Genomic DNA, 22,003 nt, shown 5'->3' with positions numbered 1-22,003 from the left:
CAAGATAATGTGAGTGTAGCTAATAGCACGAATGATATTACACGCACAGTTAATCAGATTGCTGATGATATTCTAAGTGATGTGAATAAGAAGAGGTTTAAGTAAGGGGGAATCCCAAATAGGATTCTTTCTACTAAAACCAAAGATTATCTAATAGTCGCACACCCTCTATGCGCGCAACAATTAACACCAAAGTGGAATCTTTTTTAATCGTCTTAATCTCTTCTAACTCTCTATTAACAATCACCAAATATTCTACTTCTATATTTTCTAAAACCTCAAAAGCTATTTTTTTTAGTGCTTTAGAATCTTGAATCCCTTGCATAATTGCTTTTGTGATAGCATTAAGTGCGCTAGAAATTTTAAGTGCATCTTTTTTGCCATTTTCACTCAAATACACATTGCGCGAACTAAGTGCTAGCCCCTCTTGAGTGCGCACAATAGGACAAGATACAATGGTAATGGGCAAGAATAAATCCTCAACCATTTTTTGAATGATTAAAAGTTGCTGTGCATCTTTTTGCCCAAAAAATGCTTTTGTAGGTTGTGTGAGATTGAAAAGTTTCAATACAATTTGTAACACTCCATCAAAATGTCCCGGTCTCGTTTTTCCCTCTAGCACATTTGCCATATTCTTTGGCGCATTAAATGTAGTTTGCAATGTGGAATCCAGTGGATACATTTGTGCAATTTCTGGCATAAAAACAATATCAACATCGGTTTTTTGACAAATATTTAAATCTGCCTCTTTTTTTCTAGGATATTTATCAAAGTCCTCATTGGGGGCAAATTGTGTAGGATTTACAAAAATAGATACAATGGTATAATCACATTGTTCTTTACTTTGTTGAATTAGCGATAAATGCCCATTATGTAATGCTCCCATTGTAGGAACTAAACCTATAGTTTTATTTGGATTTTCAGCCTTAAGATTTGCAATATAATGACGCAATTCTTCTGTTGTGGATAAAACTTGCATTTGTGATTCCTTATTTAATATTTGGAACAAAAGGGTGAATTATGCGACTATAAAGTTAAAAAATAAATAAAACATTATATAAATATGTTAAAATGTTTCAAAATCAACAAGGGATTGTATGCAGGAATTAAAAGACTTATTAAAAGTATCAGATGCAGATTATTTAAGCATTTATGAAAAGGTAATTTTGGCAAATACTAATCAGGGTGAGAATATTTTAATTCCTTATATGCCAATGGGCAATCTTGCTTTTGAGGCAGCAATTAATGAGCGTAAATGTTTAGTATATGATGATAATCCGCTCATTAGAATTAACTTTGAATCAGAATTTTTCTATCCAAGTTTAGCTGGAATTAAAAATCGCTTGAGTGAAATCAAAATCACATATAATTTTCCCGACCATGGAATGAAACGTTTTTTAGACTCTAAAACTTATGATGAAGTAATGAGTATTAGAGAATTTTTGCATTCCGCTCCCAAAGATCCGTTAAACTTGTGGATTAAACGCCTAGTCTCTGAAACATTAAAAATGCCACAAATTGTCAATAATGCAATCTCAACTCCTACATATTTTGACGCCAAAGAACTTGCTTTACGCACATACAAGGCAGTATTATCCAATATTGACCCGATGAAAATTTTGATTTTACATCATTATGTCCCTAATTTTCTTGATAATGAGAGTGTTTTAGATGAAATGTTAAATGGAGCAAAGGTTAAAATGGCATATTATGCGCCTTATACATTTAATTCTGAAGTGTATTTTGAAAAACATTTACTAAAAATGTGGTTTTCTGGAATCAGCAAAGAGCGTTTAATCAACTCTTTAGTTAATGACAATGACCATGAAGGTCGCCAGAAAAAAGACTTTTTATCATTGCACAAAAAACTAGACAGCGGAGGAATATTATTTATAGAAAAAATACATGATTATAATTTAGAGGCATTTTTTAAACTTGCACTTTTTTATGGATATGAAAATCTTAAAGCATTTTGCGATACAAAAGGCAATGCGATTTATCTAATGCGCAAACTCGGCACTTAAGCTATAATTAAATCTTAAATGCTATAATTTTGCTCTTTCAAAAAAGGCTCGATAGCTCAGTCGGTAGAGCAGGAGACTGAAAATCTCCGTGTCGGTGGTTCGATTCCGCCTCGAGCCACCACTTAATATTCTAATAGATTTCAAATTACTTTATAAAATCATCGTAAAACAAAAACTTCAAGAATTTTATTATGAACTCCATTCTTCTAGTTGTCTTTTTTTGCATATAGTTGTTTTTCTATTGCAATATAAAACCTAGCAATTTCACGATACGCTTTCTCCCATGCTTCTAATATTTCATGAGTTGCACTATCTCCTAAAACAACTTTGATAGCCTTAAGCAAACACTCGCCAACAATAGGATAATGCTCTTCTCTAACATTAAGTTTCACATGTGTGTGAGCTATAACATTTATTGAAGAACGAATCTCGTCAAGATTTTCTATGTGCATTGCTGCATTTAACACTGCCTTTGCTAAAGCTTTTGGCTGCTTGCCATTTTTTTGTTTTTCCATATCAAACATACTTTGGACTTGCGGGTATCTCTCAAACATATCCTTATAGAAATATTTAGTTACTTCTTCTCCATGTGTTTTTAAGGTAGGGATTGTTGATTTTACAAGCTCAACACTTTTTGAATCTAGCATAATTTCTCCTCTAATAATTATTAAGGCGATAATACTATCATAAATGCAGATGAGAAAGATTATCTTATGTTAATATTATTTGATTTTTCTAGTTCAAAACCATTAACTACAAAAATTATATACCCAATAATTCTTGCACAAAGTGGTATTTTAACAATTCAACCATAGTTTTTACCTCAAAAAATCCCTTAGAAAATCTGAAATTAATAGCAAAATAATTAACACATGATTATATAGATTAAAACTTTTGGAAAATAATATTGTAATAATTGTGGGTAATTTAAGCTCGAATATTAGAATCACTACCTCCCCACAGGGAGATAGAATCTAAAAGCTAGGTAGAATCGCGCCTTTGTATTGGTCTGTGATAAATTGTTTTATCTCTTCACTCTGTAACGCTTTGATAAGTTTTTGGATATTTGGTTGATTTTCATTACCTGCTTTTACAACAAGAATATTAACATAAGGAGAATCTTTGTCTTCAATCGCAATTGCATCATTTAGAGGATTTAATCCAGCAAGCAATGCAAAGTTTGTGTTAATCACAGAAGCGGTTACATCTCCTAAAGCACGCGCTAGTTGTGGAGCGTCCATTTCTTTAAATTGAAGTTGTTTTGGGTTTTCTACAATATCTTGCACACTAGCAAGTTCTACATCACCTTTTAATGTGATTAATCCATTTTTTTCTAAGATTCTAAGTGCGCGCGCTCCATTACTAGGGTCATTTGGAAGCGAAATTAAATCCCCCTCTTTTAGCTCTTCTAAACTTTTAATACTTTGAGAATACACACCCATAGGCTCAATATGAATCCCAGCAACGCTTACTAAGTTTGTTTTATGTTCTTTATTAAAAGAATCTAAATAAGGCTTATGCTGAAAGAAATTTGCATCTAATGAACCATCATCTAAAGATTTGTTTGGTGTTACATAATCTGTAAATTCCTTAATCTCAATCTCTACGCCATCTTTTGCCAAAAGTGGTTTGATTTGCTCTAAAATTAATGCGTGTGGCTCTGGAGTAGCACCTACAATTACTTTTTCTACACTTTTTGTCTCTGGTGCGTTTGCTGCTGCATTTTGATTAGATTCTGTTTTGGAATCACAACCGCTAAACACTGCTGCTACAACTAAAGCACCTAATGTTAATTTGCTAAGAACTGCTGTTTTAAACATATTTGCCCTTTTTGAAAAAATTAGTGTTTTAACTTTCTATAAAGAAAATCTCCAAGACTTTGGATAATTTGCACCAAGAAAATTAAAATCAAAACGGTGTATAACATAATATCACTTTGAAAACGATAATATCCATATTTAATAGCAATGTCTCCAAGCCCTCCACCGCCTACTGCTCCAGCCATTGCGCTAAAACCTACAACCAAAATTAATGCTAGAGTGATTCCACTTACGATACTAGGGAGTGCTTCAACAAACATAATACGAAAAATAATTTGTAGATTTGTCGCTCCAAAACTAAGAGCAGCTTCAATCACGCCTTTATCCACTTCTTTAAGCGCGTTTTCAATGATACGCACAATAAATGGAGCTGCTCCAATGCTCAAAGGCACAATCGCCGCTGTTGCGCCAATACTTTTGCCAACAACAATTTGCGTCAAAGGAAACAAAACAACCATTAAAATCAAAAAAGGAAAAGAACGCAAAGTGTTTGTAATGCTATCTAAGATTCTAAAAACAATCGCATTAGGTGATAATCCATTAGGAGCGCTAGCACAAAGCAAAATGCTAGGAATAATCGCAAGTGCTGTTGCAATAATCGTCGCAATCACGCTCATATATAAAGTATCAAATGTTGCTTCTAAAAGTAAGTAAAAAATTTTGCTATTCATTTTTGCCCTCCTTGTATGATTTCCCAAGTCGCACCTTGTGCGTTTAAATAATTACAAACTTCTTCTTTTTTGTCTTCTTGGATATTAATCACAAGCACGCCAAGTGCTACACCATTAAAAGATTCCAAAGTTCCCCAAACAATGCCAAAATCCATTTGCAAATTTCTTGCCATTTGTGTGATGATAAGATTCTGTGCAATATTTTTTGGGAAGTAGATACGAATATTTAGCCCACTTTGTGGCAAGATTTCATTCTCGCCTAAAAACTCTCGCATTTTAGGGTCAGGAGATAAAAATAAATCTTCTATTGTTCCGCTTTTTAATACTTCGCCATTTTCCATAAACGCTGCTTCTTGACAAAGCGTTTTTACCACTTCCATTTCGTGTGTTACAAGCACGATTGTAACACCTAATTCTTTGTTAATATTTTTGAGTAATTCTAAAATCGCCCCTGTGATATTAGGGTCTAGCGCACTTGTAGCTTCATCACTTAACAAAAGCATCGGTTGCATTGCCAAAGCTCTGGCAATCGCTACGCGCTGTTTTTGCCCACCACTTAGGGCATTAGGATAATAGCCTGCTTTGTCTTCTAAGCCAACAAGTTCTAAGAGATTCTTAATTTGCTTAGAATCAATTTTAATATTTGCACATTGCAAAGGTAAAACAATATTTTCCCACACATTTTTGCGCTGTAATAATGAAAAATGCTGAAAAATCATTCCAATTCTTTGGCGCAATGCGCGTAAATCTTTGACATTAAGCTTTGAAACTTCTAAACCATCGATATTAACAGAACCACGATTAATGGATTCCAATCCGTTAAATGTTCTTAATAATGTGCTTTTGCCCGCTCCACTATGCCCAACAAGCCCAAAAATAGAACCTTTTTTAATACTAAGGTTAATGTCTTTTAAAACCTCTAAAGCACCAAAACTTTTATATAGATTTTCTACCGTAATTAAATCCATTTTATTCCTAAGTTTGATAAAATTTTGCAATTCTATACAAAAAAAAGTAAATAAAGGCTTTCTTGTGTGCAAAATCTTATCTAAAATTTCTAGCGTATTGTTATTGTGTGGTGCAAACTTAATTGCGCAACCTTGGGTAATGTTTAATGATATGGACGATACTTATTTGTATGACCAAGCAAGCGGACAAGTGTATATTCGTGTCAAAAAAGGCGGTAAAAATTATGAAGATACTTTTGTAAAAATGGGCGTTGTGGATTCTATAAATGCAAAACAAAAAGCCGCTCAAAAGCCACAAAACACTACACAAAAGGAATCCAAAAATGACGATGATGAGCAACAAAAACTACTTAGGCAAGCACAAGAAATCCAAAGAAGTATTCAAGGCAGCATTTTAGGGGGAGAAAATTAGAATCTTAACGCCTGCAAAACATAACTTGCATTTTCTAAAGCTTGTGTGCGGTGTGAGATTGCGTTTTTCTCTTCGCTGCTTAGCTCTGCTAAAGTCTGCTCAAATCCTTTAGGAATAAACATCGGGTCATAGCCAAAACCATTTTGCCCTTTTGGTGTGCTTATCACTCTTCCATACATAAAGCCATGCGCGCTAAAATCTCCTTGCGCACTAGAGATTCCAATACACGCACAATAATGTGCATTTGAAGTTTTATGAGGAAGTTTTGCAACTTCTGCGCAAAGCAAATTTAGATTATCCACTGCATTGCCACCGCTATATCTTGCGCTATGGATTCCGGGTTTGCCACCTAGCGCATCAACACAGATTCCACTATCATCAGATAGCACAATATCATCACACTTTAAGATTCCTTTGTTTTTAAGTGCTTCAAACACTGCTTTTGATTTAATCAGTGCATTTTCTTTAAAATTCTTCCCATTTTCTTCAATCTCAAAAGGGGTAATAAGCTTATCCCACGCTAAAATTTCTAGCTTTAAACGCTTTGCTAAAGCTGCATAAATTTCCTTAATCTCTCTAATTTTATCTTGATTTGAAGTTGCCAAAATTAAACGCATATTGTTACCTTGTTAAGCTTTTTTAGATAGAATTTTGATTTTGGAATTTTAGCAAAAGGATTTTAATAATGGCAAAAGATTCTTTGGTAAAACAAAGTTTGCCGCTAAGTTTGATTTTAGGCTCGCGTTTTTTTGGACTTTTTATTGTTATGCCTGTGCTATCACTTTATGCGCTATCGCTAGAAGGTGTAAGCCCGATTTTAGTTGGAATCGCAATGGGTGGCTATGCACTCACACAAGTGATTTTTCAGATTCCCTTTGGATTTTTAAGCGATAAATTTGGGCGCAAAGCACTAATAGGAATCGGACTTATTGTTTTTGCGCTTGGTTCTTTTATCTGCGCAATTAGTGAAGATATTTATCTCTTAATCTTAGGGCGTTTATTACAAGGAGCAGGAGCTGTCGGGGGAGTTATAAGTGCGATGATTGCTGATTTAGTGATTGAAGAAAATCGCACAAAAGCTATGGCATTTATGGGAGCTACGATTTCGCTAAGCTTTACCGCAGCACTTATTTTAGGACCGATTCTAGCGGCAAATTTTGGCGTGCCAAGCTTGTTTTGGATAACCTGCATTCTAGCCTGTATTGCTTTAGTCGCACTTTTTGTAGCTGTGCCAAATGCACCAAAGATTACTTATAGTTTCTCAAACAATAGCAAAGAATATAGCACGATTTTAAAAAATAAGAATCTTCAAATTATGAATCTAACCAACTTCTTACAAAAAGGCTTTATGACCTTAGCACTTTTAATCATTCCAATCGCGCTTGTTAAAGGCTTTGAAATGCCTAGAGAAGATTTGTGGCAAGTGTATATTCCAGCGAGTTTGCTTGGATTTTTTGCGATGATTCCAGCAGCAATTATTGCGGAGAAAAAGGGTAAGTTTAAAGCAGTAATGGTAAGCGGAATCTTGCTTTTTGTGCTTTCTTATTTGTTGATGTTAAGCCAAAGTCAAGCGGTATTTATTTTTGGTGTTTTAGTCTTTTTTGTAGGTTTTTCTATCCATGAACCCATTATGCAAAGCCTTGCAAGCCGCTATTGCAAAGCACACCAAAAAGGTAGTGCTATGGGGGTTTTCACTTCTTTTGGATATTTAGGCTCATTTTTTGGCGCACTCTTAGGTGGGCATTTATACGCATTTTTTAGTATGCTTTCTATTGTGATATGGGTTGTGATTGCTTCATTTTTATGGATTCTAACCTTTAGCCTTTTAGCAAATCCTACAATGCAAAAAAATCTCTATTTGCCTTTAAAGGAAACCACGACATACCAAAACTTAGAATCGCTTATGGAATTACACGGAATCTTAGAATGGTATATTAATGAAAATGAGCGTGTAGCAGTGATTAAGTATGATAAACATTTGCTAACCCAAGAAGAAATTGAATCTTTTATCATTGAGCATTTGCCAAACTTTTTTGCATTAGAAAGTTTCAAGGAGAAATAATGCCGACATTTGACTTTTCAAACTTTGAGAATGCAGAATTTAAGGAAAATTTCAAAGAAGATTCTGTGCGGGAATTACTCATCGCACCGCTTTTGGATAAGCTAGGGTTTATAATGCGAGATTTTAAGAATCCAAAACCACTTGAAATTGTGCGAAGTCTTAAAATCACAAGCCCTACGATTCTAGGGAGCAATGAAAAAATCACGCTTACACGATTTCCTGATTATGTTTTGTATCTTGATTCCAAACTACATTGTGTTTTGGACGCAAAATCTCCAAAAGAGAAAATAAACGCACAAAGCAAGAATGAGAGACAAGCCTTTTATTATGCAATTAACCCTGAAATCAAAGCCCCATATTATGCACTTTGTAACGGAATCTCTTTTGTGCTTTTTGAAACAAAAGGACAAGAGATTTTATGCGAATTCTCAATGCAAGAAATTTTCGCAAATAATTTTAGCAATGATTGCTTTGCGCTTCTTAAACAATATCTCACAACACCCACACAATCCCTGCGACAGACTTTAAGCCAAGATTCTAAAAAGCCTAAGAAAAGTGAGGAATGGTATTTAAGCAGAGAATTGCCAAAAATGATAATCAAGCCACAAAAAAGAAAAAAAGCTAGACATTATGGCTGTTTGGCTTATTTCACACGCCAAAGTTGGGACATTGTAACCCAAAATATCAAAACCTTCACTGATGAAGGCGATGTCGTTTTAGACCCTTTTGGTGGGAGTGGAGTAACCGCGATAGAAGCAATGATGAATGGCAGAGTTGGAATCCACACAGATTTAAACCCACTTTCTATCTTTATGGCAAAGGCATTAAGTGCGCAATGTGATTTAAGTGCGCTTTATGATTTAAGCGAGGCAATTATTGCAGACTTTGAATCCCAAAAGCCCAAAAATGACAAAGAGGCAAGGCAAATGCTCAAAAATGCCAAATATTATCCAAATGCTCTAAGTGAGGAATTTGGAGAGGTTGCCACACAAAAAGAGCAGGATTCTACACTTTGGATTCCACACGATGAGATTTTGCCAAAAGGTAGCGATGTGGATTCTGTCTTAGGGCTTTTTAGCAAAAGGCAATTAGCAGAACTCGCGCTTTTAAGAAAGCTGATTTTCAAACATACTTTTTATAATAGAAAGATTCAAAAAGAATTACGCTATTCACTGATGTTAGCGTTTTATAATACGCTTAATATTGCTAATTTAACCTATCATATTTCAGAGCATAAGGGTTTAACCAATAAAGCTGGTGATAGTAGTGTATTTCGTTATTACCGCTATCGCATTGCAAAAAAGCCAACATTTGTAAATATCACAGAATCTTTTAGAGGCAAAGTTGAACGCGTTTTAAAAGGCAAAACCGAACTAGAAAAATCCCCAAGCGATACTTTTTATCAAAGTTATTTTTATCCTTTGCAAGGCGTGATTAAAGACTTTAAGGGTGCGATGATTAACCAAAGAGAGAATTTAGACAAAACCGATTCTTTGCTTGATAAAACTAATGGCGAAAAAATCTTCCAAGCAGATGCAACAAACTTAAAAGAAATAGAATCTCAAAGCGTGGATTTTATCTATACTGACCCACCTTATGGAGCAAAGATTCCTTATCTTGATTTAAGCACAATGTGGAATGTATGGCTGGATTTGCCTGTGGATTCGTCCTTAAAAGAAAAAGAATGTATTGAAAAAGGAAGTTTGGAGAAAAGTCGTTATGAATATTATGATTTAATGAAATCTTCACTTAAAGAAATGTATCGCGTGTTAAAATTTAATCGTTGGTTGGCTTTCGTATTTCAACACCAAGACCCGAGACTTTTTCAAATTATCGTAGAATCAGCAGAGAATGTTGGCTTTGAATATGCTGGTTATGTGAGCCAAGAAGATACAGGGATTTCTAGCTTTAAAAAAGTGCAAAATCCCACACGCGTTTTGAAGGGGCAGTTGATTTTGTATTTTAAAAAAATAGATAATCCAAAAGCACACATTAAAACAGCGGTTGGCTTGGATTCGCTAGAGCATTTCTATAAAGATGCAGAGGAAATCATTGTCAAAAATAATGGCGCGACAATGGAGGCAATCAGTGCGCACCTTGTGAATTTATGCATCAATGGTGGTTACACTGAAATAGCAGCTAAGGGATATAACATTGTTACGCTCATTAATGAACGCTTTGACTATGACCCTGCGACAAAGCTTTATCATATCCGCGATGAAGCAAGTATCCTAAACTATGGGATTCCACTAGAAGAAAGAGTAAGATATTTTATTTTGGGTGAGCTAACAAAAGCACAAGCTGAAAATCAAGGTGTAGATTTTGATAATCTTTGTTTAAAGGTGATTCCATTATCAAAAAATGGAATCCAAGCAAATAAAAAGATGATAAAAGAGATTTTAGGGGAAATTGCTGACGAGAAAGATAGGCAATGGAAATTAAAAGACAAAAAAGGCACACAAGGGAGTTTGTTTGATGAGTAAAGAAGAGATTGTTAATTATGTAAATCCATTTGAGGTTATAGCAAATTTAAGCAGTTATGAAAGGTTGATTTATGGCACTTTTATCGTGCTAAAACGCAAAAGTGAGCCAACAAATATAGAAAATATCCACTATACCTCCATACTCTACGCAGAGAAAAACCACACTACAATAAAAGAGGGCGAAACGCTCAAGAAAGTCTTAAAAAAGTTAGCTACCTTTGATGAAAGCACACAAACTTGGAATCTCAAAAGCAATGCTGAGATTTTGCAAGCACTAAAAGCTAAGCACAAAACCAAAAGACAAAAGAATCTCAAATGAGCAAAGATAAAGAAAATGTTGAGATTAGCAAAAAAATCTTAAAAGTTACAGGGCAAACTAATGCGCAATTAGGCTTAATCAAAGAGGGAGATAAAGTGCTTTTGGGCTTAAGCGGGGGCAAGGATTCTATATTACTTGCCACTTTGCTTGCAAGATTGAAAAAATACGCTCCTTTTAACTTTGAGTTTAAAGCCTTGACTGTGGATTATGGGCGCGGGGGCGAGTATGACTATATCTTTGAATACTGCGAAAAAAATGGAATCCCTTATGAGCTTTATCGCACAGATATTTATAAAATCTTAGAAGAAAACAAGCGCGAAGGAAGCGTGTATTGCAGCTTTTGTTCGCGTATGCGGCGTGGTGCGCTTTATACAAAAGCACTAGAGGGGGGTTATAACAAACTCGCCTTAGCACATCACTTAGATGACGCGGCGGAGAGCTTTATGATGAATCTTACCTATAATGGTGCTTTGCGCTCTATGCCACCAATTTACAAAGCAGGAAATGGCTTATTTGTGATTCGCCCTTTGATTTTCGTGCGGGAGAGGCAAATTATAGATTTCATCGCTAAAAATAATATTTATATCGCTCCTGATTGTAACTGCCCAATTATGTGGCAAAAAGACGACAAACGCCCACATGCTAGAGAAAAAACTAAACAAATGTTAAGAGAAATGGAAGAAGCAAATCCAGACTTTTTCACTTCTTTAAAAGTCGCATTAAGCAATGTGCATTTAAATAGTTTGTTTGATTTGCGCTATTTGGATAAGCAAGATTAAATAAACTCCATCACTTCACAGCCAAAAACTTCGGAGTTTTTAGGAAGATAGTGTAGAAATTGATTCAAAAATTGCTTGTTTAAAAACATTTCTCCACAAACTACAATATCTTGCGTTTGGTAGTTTTCATTCATATCACGACTAAGGTTAGCAAAGAATTCCGCCAAGGAATCCAAGATTCCAAAACAAAGCAGCGGAATCTCCACCCCAGCAAGCTTAAAGCTCATTATTGAGCGCAAAGTTTGCAAAGTGTTTAAAAATATCTTGCCTCCACTATCACGCTCTAGGCGAAAATCAATGCGTGGTCCTTTTTGCCCCATAAAACTAGCAGCACTTAGCAAAACTTTTGCGCAAGATTCCTTTAAATCTTTCGTATCACCTAAATCTAATAGCACGCCCGCAAGCCCCAATAAATCAAGGAGATTGTTAGAAAATGTGGAATCTTTGGGTAAAGATTTTAAATGCGCAATTAAGGCTTTATTTTCTTTAGTAAAATTTTTAAGCAAGCTTTGTGTGGTTGCATTTAGCGATTCTAAAGTTGCAATAATTGCACTTAAATTTGATTCAAAGTTAAATTCTAAGGCTTCTTTAAAACTTGCATCAAAATACACCAAAAAGCGTGTGGCTTCTCTACCTAAATAAACCGCATTTGTGCGCTCTAAAGAATTGTTTGTGATTGTCTTTTTAAGGGTATGCAAATTTGCATTAGGAGCAAAGGGGATAAAATTATGTGCTAAAATTAACCCATTTTTAGCTACGCTAATATGCAAAGGTTGCGCACTAGATTCCACAAACTCACAGATTCCATTTTCTAGCTTTTCTTTTAGTGGCAAGAGATAAATACCTTGATAGTCTTCTAAAAACTTACTCAAAAGCACCAAATAAGGCTCAAAAGGCAGAATCACATTCACAAAAATACTAGAAAAAAATTCTGCAAAAATACTTTTGGAGCTTAGGGTGAGCATTGGTTTTTCTAATGTCGCTAAAGCTTGCAAATCCTGCTCTTCAGCCTTGAAAATCAATTTTGTATTTTCCAAAGAAAAAGGCATAAAAATAAAAGTGCTTGGAAGTGTAATTTTACGCTTTTCATCAAGCAAAGCAACTTCATATTTTCCAAAAATTGTTTTTAAAAAAATGCGCTCTCCATTTTTCAAGGCTTGTGCATTTTGTTGTAAGGTTTGCTGCAGTATTGTAGAATCCGTGATTTTTAGCTTTTCACCTTTTTGCAAAGCAGTAATTTTTTCTTGAGAATAAGCAATAAACTCCGCCCATAGATTGCAAAAATCTTTAGAATCTTTATTTGTGAGATTATGCAATTCTAAAGGAGTCAAAAAATTTCCTTTAGAAAAATCGCAAGCAGAATCGCATTTTAAAATCCCTTCTGTGCTAAAAGATTCTATTAATACAAACTCCTTGAATGCCCACTGCAAAGATAATGGAATATAGTGTGCTAAGGAATCGCTAAAGGCTAAAATCTCTTCTTGTGTGCCTTGTATTTCAATGCTAAAAGAATGGCTAGAATCTTGCACACACTGCCCTTTAAGCTGCTTACTTTTAAGGGCTGCATAAAGGGCTTTTATACAAAAGTCTTTGACCGAATCTGTATGATAGAAGTTTGCTATATTTTCAAAAACAAAACTTGCAAGTATCATTCATAACCCCTATAAGAGAAATATGCAATTTCTTGCAAGTTTTGATTGTCTATTTTTTCTACACAAACACCTAGAGATTCTAAATATTGTATTGCTTGAGATTCCATAAGCTTAGCTCCTTGCAAAACCTCTTGCGTTAATGTAAAAGTCGGGTCTTCACCAATAATAAAAGGTTTAATTCCTAAAATCTTAGTTGGGGGTAAATCACCCAACATTGCAATCATTTGCAAAGTTTGCAGCATTTCCACTTCATGCGCACTTCCAGCCCAAGTAATAGAATTTGGAATCGCGTTAAAATCAAAGAAATACACATCACCGATTTTTGCGTCATTTGCATCAATAGAATCCAAAATCAGCACAGAATCGTATTGCGAGATGATAGGAATAAGATGTTGCGCCATTGTCCCACCATCTACAATATCTACGGAATGTTCCCCGCTAAACTTATAATTTAGCTTCAAAAGATTCGACAAATGCACGCCAATGCCTTCATCTCCAAAAAGAATATTGCCGATACCTAAAACAAGTATTTTCAAAAAAAGCCTTAAAAGATTAATAAAATTGCAGAAGATTAGTTACCATTTGAAGTGGCAAAAGAATAGGAGAGATTCCTATTCTTTTTCAAATTTCACTCCGCTTAGGATTGTATCAACACCACTTCCGGGATAACGTGTAGCATTCCAAACTGCCATATAAATATGAATCGGGATAAAAATCACAAATGCCCAAGTTAAAATATGATGGATTAAACGCACATTTGCAAGCCCTCCACAAAGCACTTCAATAGGCTTCATCAAAGGCGCAATAAACCCTCCAAATCCCTCGTGATAAACATGTGCATATAAAACTAATCCTGTTAGAGAAATCGCAAGAATTAGTAATAAAACAACAATATAAGTAACAAATTGTAAAGGATTATAAGCACCTTTTAAACGTGGATGCCCACCAAAAAGCAAATATGTTTTAATCACGCCAAACCAAGTGATAGGATTAATAAAATCCAAAAAAGAGCGGCGCTCTACTGCGCACTCTTTTGTAAAAAGCAAATAAATACGAAAAATCGTAACAGCAATTAACACAAATCCAAAAATCAAGTGCCAGCTACGCATTAGCGCATATAAGAATCCTGTCGGCTCTCCACTAAAGTTATTTGGAGCTAAAAAAGGATAGCCTAGATAAAAACCTGTGGCAATAAGTGCAAAAATTGCAATTGCTCTCACCCAATGAAAAATCCTCGTAAGTTTTGAAAACTCCATTATGGGCTTATATTTTGTTTCCATTATTGCCCCCTTAGATATTACAATTCATCGCAATAGGATTAATTTTATATTGACTAATTTCATTGCCTTTTGTATCAATTAAATGCACAGCGCATGCGATACAAGGGTCAAAAGAATGGATTGTTCGGATAATTTCAAGTGGTTGAGTTATGTCTTGAATTTTAATACCAACAAGCGATGCTTCATAAGGACCCATTTGATTTTTGGAATCTTTTGGTCCTGCATTCCAAGTGCTTGGCACAACGCATTGATAATTTGATACAACACCATCTTTGATTCTCACCCAGTGGCTCAATGTCCCGCGTGGCACATTACCAATATAGCGTCCTTTGTATTCTTTCTTGTTATCAATGTTATAAGGTGCGCAAGTTGTTTGGTCGCTTTTTAGGTTCTCTACTAAAGAATTAAAAGCTTCGATTCCATAATCTGCTGAAAGTTTGCACTCAAGAACTCTTGCAGCCGTTCTTCCAAGTGTGCTAAAGAGTGCTTCAAGCGGTAATCCTGTATCTTCTAAAAATTGTGTCGCAACTTTTGTAATACGTGGATTTTTTGCAGCTAACCCCACAACGATTGCTGCAAGAGGTCCCACTTCCATTGCTTCACCATTATAGCGCGGAGATTTAATCCAGCTATATTTGCCCTCTATATCTAGTGCTTTTGTTTTGATTAGATTTCCATCTGGTCCAACTGTATCTTTATCGACAAAACCTGTATAATTTGGCTCTGTTTCACCATCATAAGGGTGAAGCGGCTTATTATTTGCATACCAAGAGTGTGTTGCTTCTTCTGTAATTAACTCTTCATCTAAATCAAGCAGTTTTGAAATATCTCCACCGCGCACGATTCCTGTGCTATAAAGTGTTTCATTGCGATTGACTGGAATCTCTGCATGACATAAGAAATTGCGCACACCGCAGCCCTTTAACACACTTGGTTCATTTTTATACATTTCAGCCGCCATTACAACATCAGCATAATACGCACGATTAATAAAATCAGCAACTTCTTTGTATTTAGTTAGCCAATCTCCAAGTCTTGTTGGGTCTAATACATCTGCCACACAAGTTACCCCGCCAACAGTCAAACTTTGAGGATGGGGCTGTTTTGCACCAAAGATTGCCATCATTTGTGCTGCTACTCTTTGCACTTCAAGTGCTTTTAAATAGTGAGAGAGCACAATTAGATTCTGTTCGGGCGAGAATTTGTAGGTTTTGTGCCCCCAATATGCGTTTGCAAATGGTCCTAAGCCTTGTTTTGCACTAGCAAATTTTTTTACTCTTTCTTGCACATTTGCTAACTCATCTGCACCTGTTGCAATCGGATTCTTAGAATATTTAAATGCTAGCTCGGAAGCTTTTTTAGGGTCTGCTTTTAATGCTTCTGTAATATCACACCAATCTAATCCATGCAAGTGATAAAAATGCACCAAATGGTCATGCAAAACAAGAGAAATATTCATCAAAGAGCGCACCATTTCTGCATTAAATGGAATCTTGATTCCAAGAGCATTTTCAACAGCTGTAATTCCAGCTTTATAGTGCGAATAAGTGCAAACTCCACAAATTCTTTGCACCATAAAACCCACGTCTCTAGGGTCGCGATTTTTTACAATCACTTCTAATCCGCGCCACAATGTAGAGCTAGAATATGCATCAGTAATCACATTGTTTTCATCTACGATAACTTCAATCCTTAAATGTCCTTCAATTCTTGTAATTGGATCTACAATGATTCTTTTTGTCATAGATTCTCCTTTGCCTATTCTTTATCTTTTTTAACGTTGCTTAATACAGCATGTGCTGCCATACCAACCGCAGCAGCTCCTAAAAGTGTGATTCCAATAGTATCTGCAGTTCTATCAGCTCCATTTAACATTGGTGTATCATAAAGCTTACTTGCAAGCGGTTCTTCAAAAGGTCCCATTGTATCCCAGAAATTTGGCTCACTACAACCAATACAACCATGCCCTGCTTGGATAGGCCAACTTGTATGGGAGTTAAAGCGAAGTTTAGAGCAATTATTGAAAGTATAAGGTCCTTTACAGCCCATTTTATACAAGCAATAGCCATTTTTTGCGCCATCATCACCAAAAGTTTGCACAAATTCACCCGCATCAAAATGCCCACGTCTTTCACACAAATCGTGGATTCTTAAGCCATAAGCCCATTTTGGACGATTATACGCATCAAGGCTTGGCAATGTGCCAAAAAGAATAAAATGCAGAACATTACCTACAATATTTTTTTCACTTGGCGGACAACCCGGAACATTAATCACAGGTTTATTAGTAACAGCACTTAAAGGTTTTGCTGCAGTTGGATTTGGATTTGCGGCTTGGATTCCACCAAAGCTAGAACAAGTCCCAATCGCAAAAATTGCAGCTGCATTTTCACTTGCTTCTTTAGCACTTTGCAAACCTGTTTTTCCATGCGCTCCAATCGTTAAATATTGCCCTTCTAGTGCAGTTGGAACTCCACCTTCTACCATTAACACATAGCGTCCTTTGTAACGCTCAATCGCGGATTCCAAATTTTCTTCTGCTTGATAGCCTGCTGCTGCCATTAAAGTTTCGTGATATTCCAACGAAATATAATCAAAAATTAAACTATCAATACCGGGTCCATCGCTTCTTAACAAGCTTTCACTACAGCCTGTGCATTCTGCTAAGTGTAGCCAAATCACTGGTAAGCGGTCTGCGACTTCTGCTGCTTTAGCTGTTAGTGGAGCAAAACTTGCAGGAAGCGAAAGCATTGCAGTCATTGCTCCTGCCCACTTCATAAAATCTCTTCTTGAGATTCCTTTTTCTTTGAGCATTTTTTTAATACTATTGCCTTTTTTCAAGGCTGGAAACTTCGCAATCTCTGCAAGCCTACTCTCCACTTGTTGGAGTAAGTTATTTTCCCTTTCCATTAGTCCTCCTTTTATGGAAATATTGACAATTTTTAAAAAAAGTAAATTAAAATTTACTCTTTTTTTGCTTAATTTAAACTACAGAAAACTTATTTATTCCCCAAATTGATAAAAATTTTAACCTTATTTTATGGGGCAGTGCTGTGTTTAGGAATAAAAAAATCCGCCTCAAAAGCGTTTTCTAGCTTAAGAAGTTGTATTTTTTTATCAATTCCGCCCGCATAGCCTGTCAAACTCCCATTTGTGCCAACCACGCGATGACAAGGAATAATAATAGAGATTTCATTATGCCCCACCGCATTACCCACAGCTTGGGCAGACATTTTAGAGATTCCTTTTTGTCGGGCAATTGTTTTTGCAAGCTCTCCATAGGTGGTTGTTTCTCCATAAGGAATCTTTAATAAATGCTCCCAAACTTGCAAACGAAAGGGCGTTCCTAATTGATGAAGAGGTGGCATAAAGTCTGGCTTTTGTCCTGAAAAATATATATCTAGCCAACATTTTGCCTTATCAAGAATCGCTGTATTTTTGCTTTGGTGTTTGGAATCTAAATTATTTGCATAATATTTTTCATTTTCAAACCATAAGCCAGTTAATCCAACCTCATCAGCAGCAAGTAGTATTTCTCCTATGGGAGAATTATATATTGTTGTATATTGCATTATCACTCCTCAAAAAACTATTAGAATCTTTGGGGGCATTTTGTCGGTTTGACATAGTATAAGTGCGAAGAGGGGCAACCACAGAGATTTTATAATCTATAAACAGCTCATTCCTTCCAAGTTTTTGGTATGCTCGGTGAGCAAGTTGGTTTCGCCACCGCTCAACACTAGCTTCATCTTTCCAAATCGTCATGCTAAGCAATTTATTTGGAATAGCTAAAGAAGAAAACCTCTCAGCGTGGATAAAACCCTCTATCTTAGAAAGTTCGCCTTTTAGAGATTCCGCCATAGCTAGATAATCTTTTATCTTCTCGTTTTTTATAGTTACTTCAAACAATACAATAATTTCATTCATTCCAAACTCCCTTTATTTTTGCATTTCTTTCATACAAACTTTACAAGGTCTGTATCCATCTTCTAACGCTTGGCTTAGAGTATCATAGAAAATCATATTTTTTCTAATGGAATCTTTGAGGGACATGCAGGATTGCATACAATTTTGGTTGTTTTAACTGCAAGGAAAAATTTACCATTGAAGCTTTTATCACGATTTTGACAAATTTTTACCATTTCTTCTTGTATGAGTGGCATTCCCACTTATCCTTTATTTTTAGAAAATATAAACTATTTTGCAAATTTTGATTCTTTGAAAAAGACTCGAAATTGTAACACACTTCAGATTTATACAAAATCAAAAACGTAGAAAATATGGTAAAGTTTGCAGTTATGAAGAAAAAGACAAGCTAAGGGTAACGAAGTTTGAAAAGGAAGCATAAATACAATCTAGCCTAGATAATTACAACAAATGCGCTGTAATAATTGTGTAATTGTTAGCATTAATGGTTATCTTTTCTTTATATGGTGTGCGGTTAATTTCACAATAGTAATTTTTTCCTTGCTCATAGATTCTGCAATTTTTATCTAAGATGATATTTTTACAATATTCAACAACATTAATATCATTACTTAGTTTAAGGTTTTTCTTGATTCTATCCACACCTAATAAAGTGGTATGGATTTTATTGATGTTGTTTAGTAGTTGTTTGCTGTTAGATTTCATATGTAAAGGTAGTTTCTGTATTAAATTTATTTGCTTAATAAAATCAAAATAATTTTATATTTTCTTTTAACCTATTTTTAATAAGTTCGCAATATTGTAAATCAAGCTCTAATCCTACACCTATGCGATTATTAGATTTTGCTTCTAAAAGTGTTGTCCCGCTACCACAAAATGGGTCAAACACTACATCTCCCACATAAGAAAACAGCTTAATGCAGCGTTTGGGTAGTTCTCTAGGAAATGGGGCTGGGTGTCCAATGCGTTTTTTAGATTCTCCATTAAAGCTCCACAATCCATTTGTCCAAGCCATAAACTCTTCTTTGGATATATCACTAATACCTTTTTGTTTTTTCTTCCATTCATTTTTATAAAGCACCAAAATAAGTTCCACAGGTGCAATAACATAAGGTGCAGAAGCACTAAGCCAACTCCCCCACGCAGTCCGCCTTGAAATATTACCCTCATTCCAAACAATGGTGCTATGATATTTCCAACCTATACTTTTAGCTAAAGTCGTTAAATCTGCCCCCATACTTTGATTTCCACCCTTATTTTTATCAAGAGGGATATTCAAACAAAATCTTGCCCCATTTTTTGCCCAAAAATAACAATTATCAAGCCACTCTTTGCAAAACTCCAAATATTCTTTATAGTCATTAGAATCCTCATTTGAATTGTATGCAATACCAACATTATAAGGGGGTGAAGTTATAATTAAATCAAAAGATTCATCTTCAAATTGACTAGCATTTAGCACATTGCCTTGATAAAGTGTGCAGTTATTATGCGTAAAATAGGGAGTAGGCTTTATGACTGCTTGTTTTGTCATAATAATTTCCTTAAATCATTAAGCAGAGATTCTATACCCTTAATTTTATCGCTTTTATCAAAGGAGGTTTTAGCAAGGTAGATTCCATCAAGTTCATATTCCATAACAATGCGTGATTTTTTTGGATTTTCTTTAAAGCTTATCTCATCATCATTATCCGGAGTTATCATAAATACTTTAATATGCTTTGTTGTCTCCGCCTCTAAAAGCTTCAACTTCCAATAAGGTATTTCAGTATATCGCTCTCTAAAAGAGTTTTTAATAGATAAAATTGCTAGGATTTTTGGGAGTTTAGATTCTACTTTGTAAATAATAATATCTCCATCAGGCAAGACACTATAATCGCCAAAATGCACCAATAACATTCTTTTTACAGAATCTAGCTCACAATTCAATTTTTTTGAACGCAAAATTTTATCATTTGTAGTTTTGAGATTATATTTCTGACAAAATCCTGCAATAAGAATTTCAATCACAATTTCAAGGCTTCTGCCAATTACACTTACCCAACCTTGTCTAGTCTTAGTTATCGCTTCTTGTTCGCTTAATCCTTGTGCTTTTAATTCATTGATTTTTATTGTATAAAACTGCTCTTTTTGAATTTCAAAAAAGTCTTTTAAGCAATTATACGCATTGTCTCCTTTCTCTAAAAGGAAAACTTTAAAATCCTCTGCTATTCTCTCATAAGGCTTCATCTCCGCTCACCCAAACACTCGCTTAAAGATAGAATCTACATTTTTTGTGTAATAACTAAACTCAAAGCACTCTTTAATAGCTTCCTCGCCGATTAATCCAACAAGTTCAGAATCTGCTAAAAGATATTGCAAATAAAGCGATTCTCCTTTTTCATTTACAGCGGCTTTGCCCTCTTGCAAATCTCCCCAAACTTTCATCGCGTTGCGTTGCACGATTTTATAAGCATTTTCTCGGCTAACACCTTTTTTAGGAAGTTCTAATAATATTCTTTGTGAAAACACAAGCCCACCGGTTAGATTAAGATTTTTCATCATATTTTTAGGATAAATTACAAGTTTTTCTATAAGTGTGCTAAGCCTAGTTAGCATAAAATCAGTTGTAATAAAACTATCAGGCAAAATAAATCGCTCCACGCTACTATGGCTAATATCCCTCTCATGCCACAATGCGACATTTTCCATTGCTGGAATCGCAAAGGAACGTATCACTCTACAAAGCCCCGTGATATTCTCACTTAGCACTGGGTTGCGTTTGTGTGGCATTGCTGAACTTCCCTTTTGCCCTTCGCTAAAATACTCTTCTGCTTCATAAACTTCGGTTCTTTGCAAATGCCGAATCTCCACAGCGATTTTTTCACAGCTACTAGCAAGCAGGGCTAAATCACTCATTAATCTTGCGTATCTATCGCGCTGAATCACTTGATTACTCGCCGGTGCGGCTTTAAGCCCCAAATCCTCACACACAAGCTCTTCTAGCTCAATAGGCGTATGTGCAAGATTCCCCATTGCCCCGCTAAGCTGCCCGACTGAAATCACTTCAAGTGTGGCATTTAGTGCCTTTAAATGCCTTTTCATCTCATCATACCATATTGCACAAACAAGCCCAAAAGTAATAGGTTCTCCGTGGATTCCATGACTTCGCCCTACCATAAGCGTGTCTTTATGCTCCATTGCACGAAGTTTAATTTTTTCGCTTAGCTCCTCCACATCTTCAATGATGATTTTCAAAGAATCGCGCATTTGCAACGCCACTGCGGTATCAATACAATCACTAGAAGTAATGCCATAATGAAACCAACGCGACTCCTCGCCCAAAGATTCTGCGACACTTGTAGTAAAGGCGATGAGGTCGTGTTTAGTTACTGCTTCAATTTCATCAATTCTTGCAATATCAAATTTCGCATTTTGGCAAATTTTCTCACAATCAGAATCTGGAATCAATCCTAGCTTATTCCACCCTCTAACCAACGCCTTTTCTACCTCTAGCCACGCGGAATATTTCGCATTCATATCCCAAAGTTTTTTCATCTTTTCACGTGCATATCGCTCTACCATTTTAAACTCCTTTAAATTAAATTAATCCCATAAATCAAGCCT

At 35.5% G+C, this 22,003-nt stretch carries 23 protein-coding genes, 1 tRNA gene and 2 pseudogenes; 8 read left to right on the top strand and 18 right to left on the bottom strand.

What is annotated here, in order from left to right; translation table 11 throughout:
* Positions 1-105: pseudogene (locus tag LS70_RS10445) on the top strand (methyl-accepting chemotaxis protein); the annotation flags it as partial.
* Positions 106-133: 28 nt separating this feature from the next.
* Here the strand turns inward: LS70_RS10445 and panC are convergent.
* On the bottom strand, positions 134-979 hold the full coding sequence (gene panC, locus LS70_RS08330) for a pantoate--beta-alanine ligase (protein WP_034286793.1): 846 nt from the start codon (positions 977-979) through the stop codon (positions 134-136).
* A 118-nt stretch (positions 980-1,097) separates the two neighbouring features.
* Between panC and LS70_RS08325 the strand changes: the two genes are divergently transcribed.
* Together LS70_RS08325 and LS70_RS08320 are read left to right on the top strand one after the other, a co-directional pair.
* Positions 1,098-2,024 (top strand): hypothetical protein, encoded by a 927-nt coding sequence (locus LS70_RS08325; RefSeq protein WP_034286795.1) that lies wholly within the window; start codon positions 1,098-1,100, stop codon positions 2,022-2,024.
* A gap of 45 nt (positions 2,025-2,069) precedes the next feature.
* Positions 2,070-2,145: transfer RNA gene (locus LS70_RS08320), tRNA-Phe, on the top strand.
* 85 nt (positions 2,146-2,230) lie between these two features.
* Here LS70_RS08320 and LS70_RS08315 read toward each other — a convergent pair.
* The 4 genes from LS70_RS08315 to LS70_RS08300 all read right to left on the bottom strand — a co-directional run bounded on the left by LS70_RS08315 (position 2,231) and on the right by LS70_RS08300 (position 5,483).
* Entirely contained in the window at positions 2,231-2,671 is a 441-nt protein-coding gene (locus LS70_RS08315) for a globin domain-containing protein (protein ID WP_034286797.1), read from the bottom strand.
* 327 nt (positions 2,672-2,998) lie between these two features.
* A complete protein-coding gene (locus LS70_RS08310) occupies positions 2,999-3,844 on the bottom strand; it encodes a MetQ/NlpA family ABC transporter substrate-binding protein (RefSeq protein WP_034286799.1) in 846 nt (281 codons plus the stop codon).
* A 20-nt stretch (positions 3,845-3,864) separates the two neighbouring features.
* Entirely contained in the window at positions 3,865-4,515 is a 651-nt protein-coding gene (locus LS70_RS08305; RefSeq protein WP_034286802.1) for a methionine ABC transporter permease, read from the bottom strand.
* Entirely contained in the window at positions 4,512-5,483 is a 972-nt protein-coding gene (locus tag LS70_RS08300) for a methionine ABC transporter ATP-binding protein (RefSeq protein WP_034286804.1), read from the bottom strand. The genes LS70_RS08305 and LS70_RS08300 overlap by 4 nt, the downstream gene beginning before the upstream one ends.
* A 64-nt stretch (positions 5,484-5,547) precedes the next feature.
* Between LS70_RS08300 and LS70_RS08295 the strand changes: the two genes are divergently transcribed.
* A complete protein-coding gene (locus tag LS70_RS08295; RefSeq protein WP_201273983.1) occupies positions 5,548-5,895 on the top strand; it encodes a hypothetical protein in 348 nt (115 codons plus the stop codon).
* On the opposite strand, the gene rdgB is transcribed toward LS70_RS08295, so the two are convergent.
* The gene (gene rdgB, locus LS70_RS08290; RefSeq protein WP_034286807.1) at positions 5,892-6,512 is read right to left on the bottom strand and encodes an RdgB/HAM1 family non-canonical purine NTP pyrophosphatase; all 621 of its coding nucleotides are present in this window, start codon (positions 6,510-6,512) and stop codon (positions 5,892-5,894) included. The genes LS70_RS08295 and rdgB overlap by 4 nt on opposite strands.
* A 68-nt stretch (positions 6,513-6,580) precedes the next feature.
* Here rdgB and LS70_RS08285 point away from each other — a divergent pair, with 68 nt between their 5' ends.
* From LS70_RS08285 to LS70_RS08270, 4 genes are read left to right on the top strand one after another with little or no spacing between them, the layout of a single operon-like run.
* A complete protein-coding gene (locus LS70_RS08285) occupies positions 6,581-7,957 on the top strand; it encodes an MFS transporter (RefSeq protein ID WP_034286809.1) in 1,377 nt (458 codons plus the stop codon).
* Positions 7,957-10,440: a DNA methyltransferase gene (locus tag LS70_RS08280; RefSeq protein WP_034286811.1), complete on the top strand. Its 2,484-nt coding sequence runs from the start codon at positions 7,957-7,959 to the stop codon at positions 10,438-10,440. The genes LS70_RS08285 and LS70_RS08280 overlap by 1 nt, the downstream gene beginning before the upstream one ends.
* On the top strand, positions 10,430-10,759 hold the full coding sequence (locus tag LS70_RS08275; RefSeq protein WP_138109417.1) for a hypothetical protein: 330 nt from the start codon (positions 10,430-10,432) through the stop codon (positions 10,757-10,759). The genes LS70_RS08280 and LS70_RS08275 overlap by 11 nt, the downstream gene beginning before the upstream one ends.
* Positions 10,756-11,538, top strand: a complete 783-nt coding sequence (locus LS70_RS08270; protein WP_034286816.1) for a tRNA 2-thiocytidine biosynthesis TtcA family protein — start codon at positions 10,756-10,758, stop codon at positions 11,536-11,538. Before LS70_RS08275 ends, LS70_RS08270 begins: the two co-directional genes overlap by 4 nt.
* Here LS70_RS08270 and LS70_RS08265 read toward each other — a convergent pair.
* The 12 genes and pseudogenes from LS70_RS08265 to purB form a co-directional block, all read right to left on the bottom strand.
* The gene (locus LS70_RS08265; RefSeq protein ID WP_052083236.1) at positions 11,535-13,190 is read right to left on the bottom strand and encodes a hypothetical protein; all 1,656 of its coding nucleotides are present in this window, start codon (positions 13,188-13,190) and stop codon (positions 11,535-11,537) included. The genes LS70_RS08270 and LS70_RS08265 overlap by 4 nt on opposite strands.
* A complete protein-coding gene (locus LS70_RS08260) occupies positions 13,187-13,726 on the bottom strand; it encodes a HyaD/HybD family hydrogenase maturation endopeptidase (RefSeq protein ID WP_034286818.1) in 540 nt (179 codons plus the stop codon). The genes LS70_RS08265 and LS70_RS08260 overlap by 4 nt, the downstream gene beginning before the upstream one ends.
* A 75-nt stretch (positions 13,727-13,801) precedes the next feature.
* Positions 13,802-14,470: a Ni/Fe-hydrogenase, b-type cytochrome subunit gene (cybH, locus tag LS70_RS08255; protein WP_034286821.1), complete on the bottom strand. Its 669-nt coding sequence runs from the start codon at positions 14,468-14,470 to the stop codon at positions 13,802-13,804.
* A gap of 10 nt (positions 14,471-14,480) precedes the next feature.
* Positions 14,481-16,214, bottom strand: a complete 1,734-nt coding sequence (locus LS70_RS08250) for a nickel-dependent hydrogenase large subunit (RefSeq protein WP_034286823.1) — start codon at positions 16,212-16,214, stop codon at positions 14,481-14,483.
* A gap of 14 nt (positions 16,215-16,228) precedes the next feature.
* Entirely contained in the window at positions 16,229-17,380 is a 1,152-nt protein-coding gene (locus LS70_RS08245; protein ID WP_034286826.1) for a hydrogenase small subunit, read from the bottom strand.
* A 128-nt stretch (positions 17,381-17,508) separates the two neighbouring features.
* On the bottom strand, positions 17,509-18,042 hold the full coding sequence (locus LS70_RS08240; protein ID WP_034286828.1) for a methylated-DNA--[protein]-cysteine S-methyltransferase: 534 nt from the start codon (positions 18,040-18,042) through the stop codon (positions 17,509-17,511).
* Complete coding sequence (locus LS70_RS08235) at positions 18,020-18,397, bottom strand: antibiotic biosynthesis monooxygenase family protein (protein WP_052083237.1); 378 nt, start codon at positions 18,395-18,397, stop codon at positions 18,020-18,022. The genes LS70_RS08240 and LS70_RS08235 overlap by 23 nt, the downstream gene beginning before the upstream one ends.
* A gap of 12 nt (positions 18,398-18,409) precedes the next feature.
* Positions 18,410-18,612 (bottom strand): annotated as a pseudogene (locus LS70_RS10440) (Ada metal-binding domain-containing protein).
* Between the two features lie 226 nt (positions 18,613-18,838).
* Positions 18,839-19,102, bottom strand: coding sequence for a DUF3781 domain-containing protein (locus LS70_RS08220; RefSeq protein WP_034286830.1), 264 nt, complete (start codon positions 19,100-19,102; stop codon positions 18,839-18,841).
* A gap of 43 nt (positions 19,103-19,145) precedes the next feature.
* Complete coding sequence (locus tag LS70_RS08215) at positions 19,146-19,931, bottom strand: DNA-methyltransferase (protein WP_034286833.1); 786 nt, start codon at positions 19,929-19,931, stop codon at positions 19,146-19,148.
* Positions 19,928-20,626 (bottom strand): BsaWI family type II restriction enzyme, encoded by a 699-nt coding sequence (locus tag LS70_RS08210; RefSeq protein WP_034286835.1) that lies wholly within the window; start codon positions 20,624-20,626, stop codon positions 19,928-19,930. The genes LS70_RS08215 and LS70_RS08210 overlap by 4 nt, the downstream gene beginning before the upstream one ends.
* Positions 20,627-20,632: 6 nt before the next feature.
* A complete protein-coding gene (purB, locus tag LS70_RS08205) occupies positions 20,633-21,961 on the bottom strand; it encodes an adenylosuccinate lyase (RefSeq protein WP_034286837.1) in 1,329 nt (442 codons plus the stop codon).
* Positions 21,962-22,003: the final 42 nt, after the last annotated feature.

Origin of the sequence: Helicobacter sp. MIT 11-5569, assembly GCF_000765695.2 — a bacterium.
Lineage (GTDB): Bacteria > Campylobacterota > Campylobacteria > Campylobacterales > Helicobacteraceae > Helicobacter_D.
This window is presented reverse-complemented; position numbering and strand designations above follow the sequence as displayed.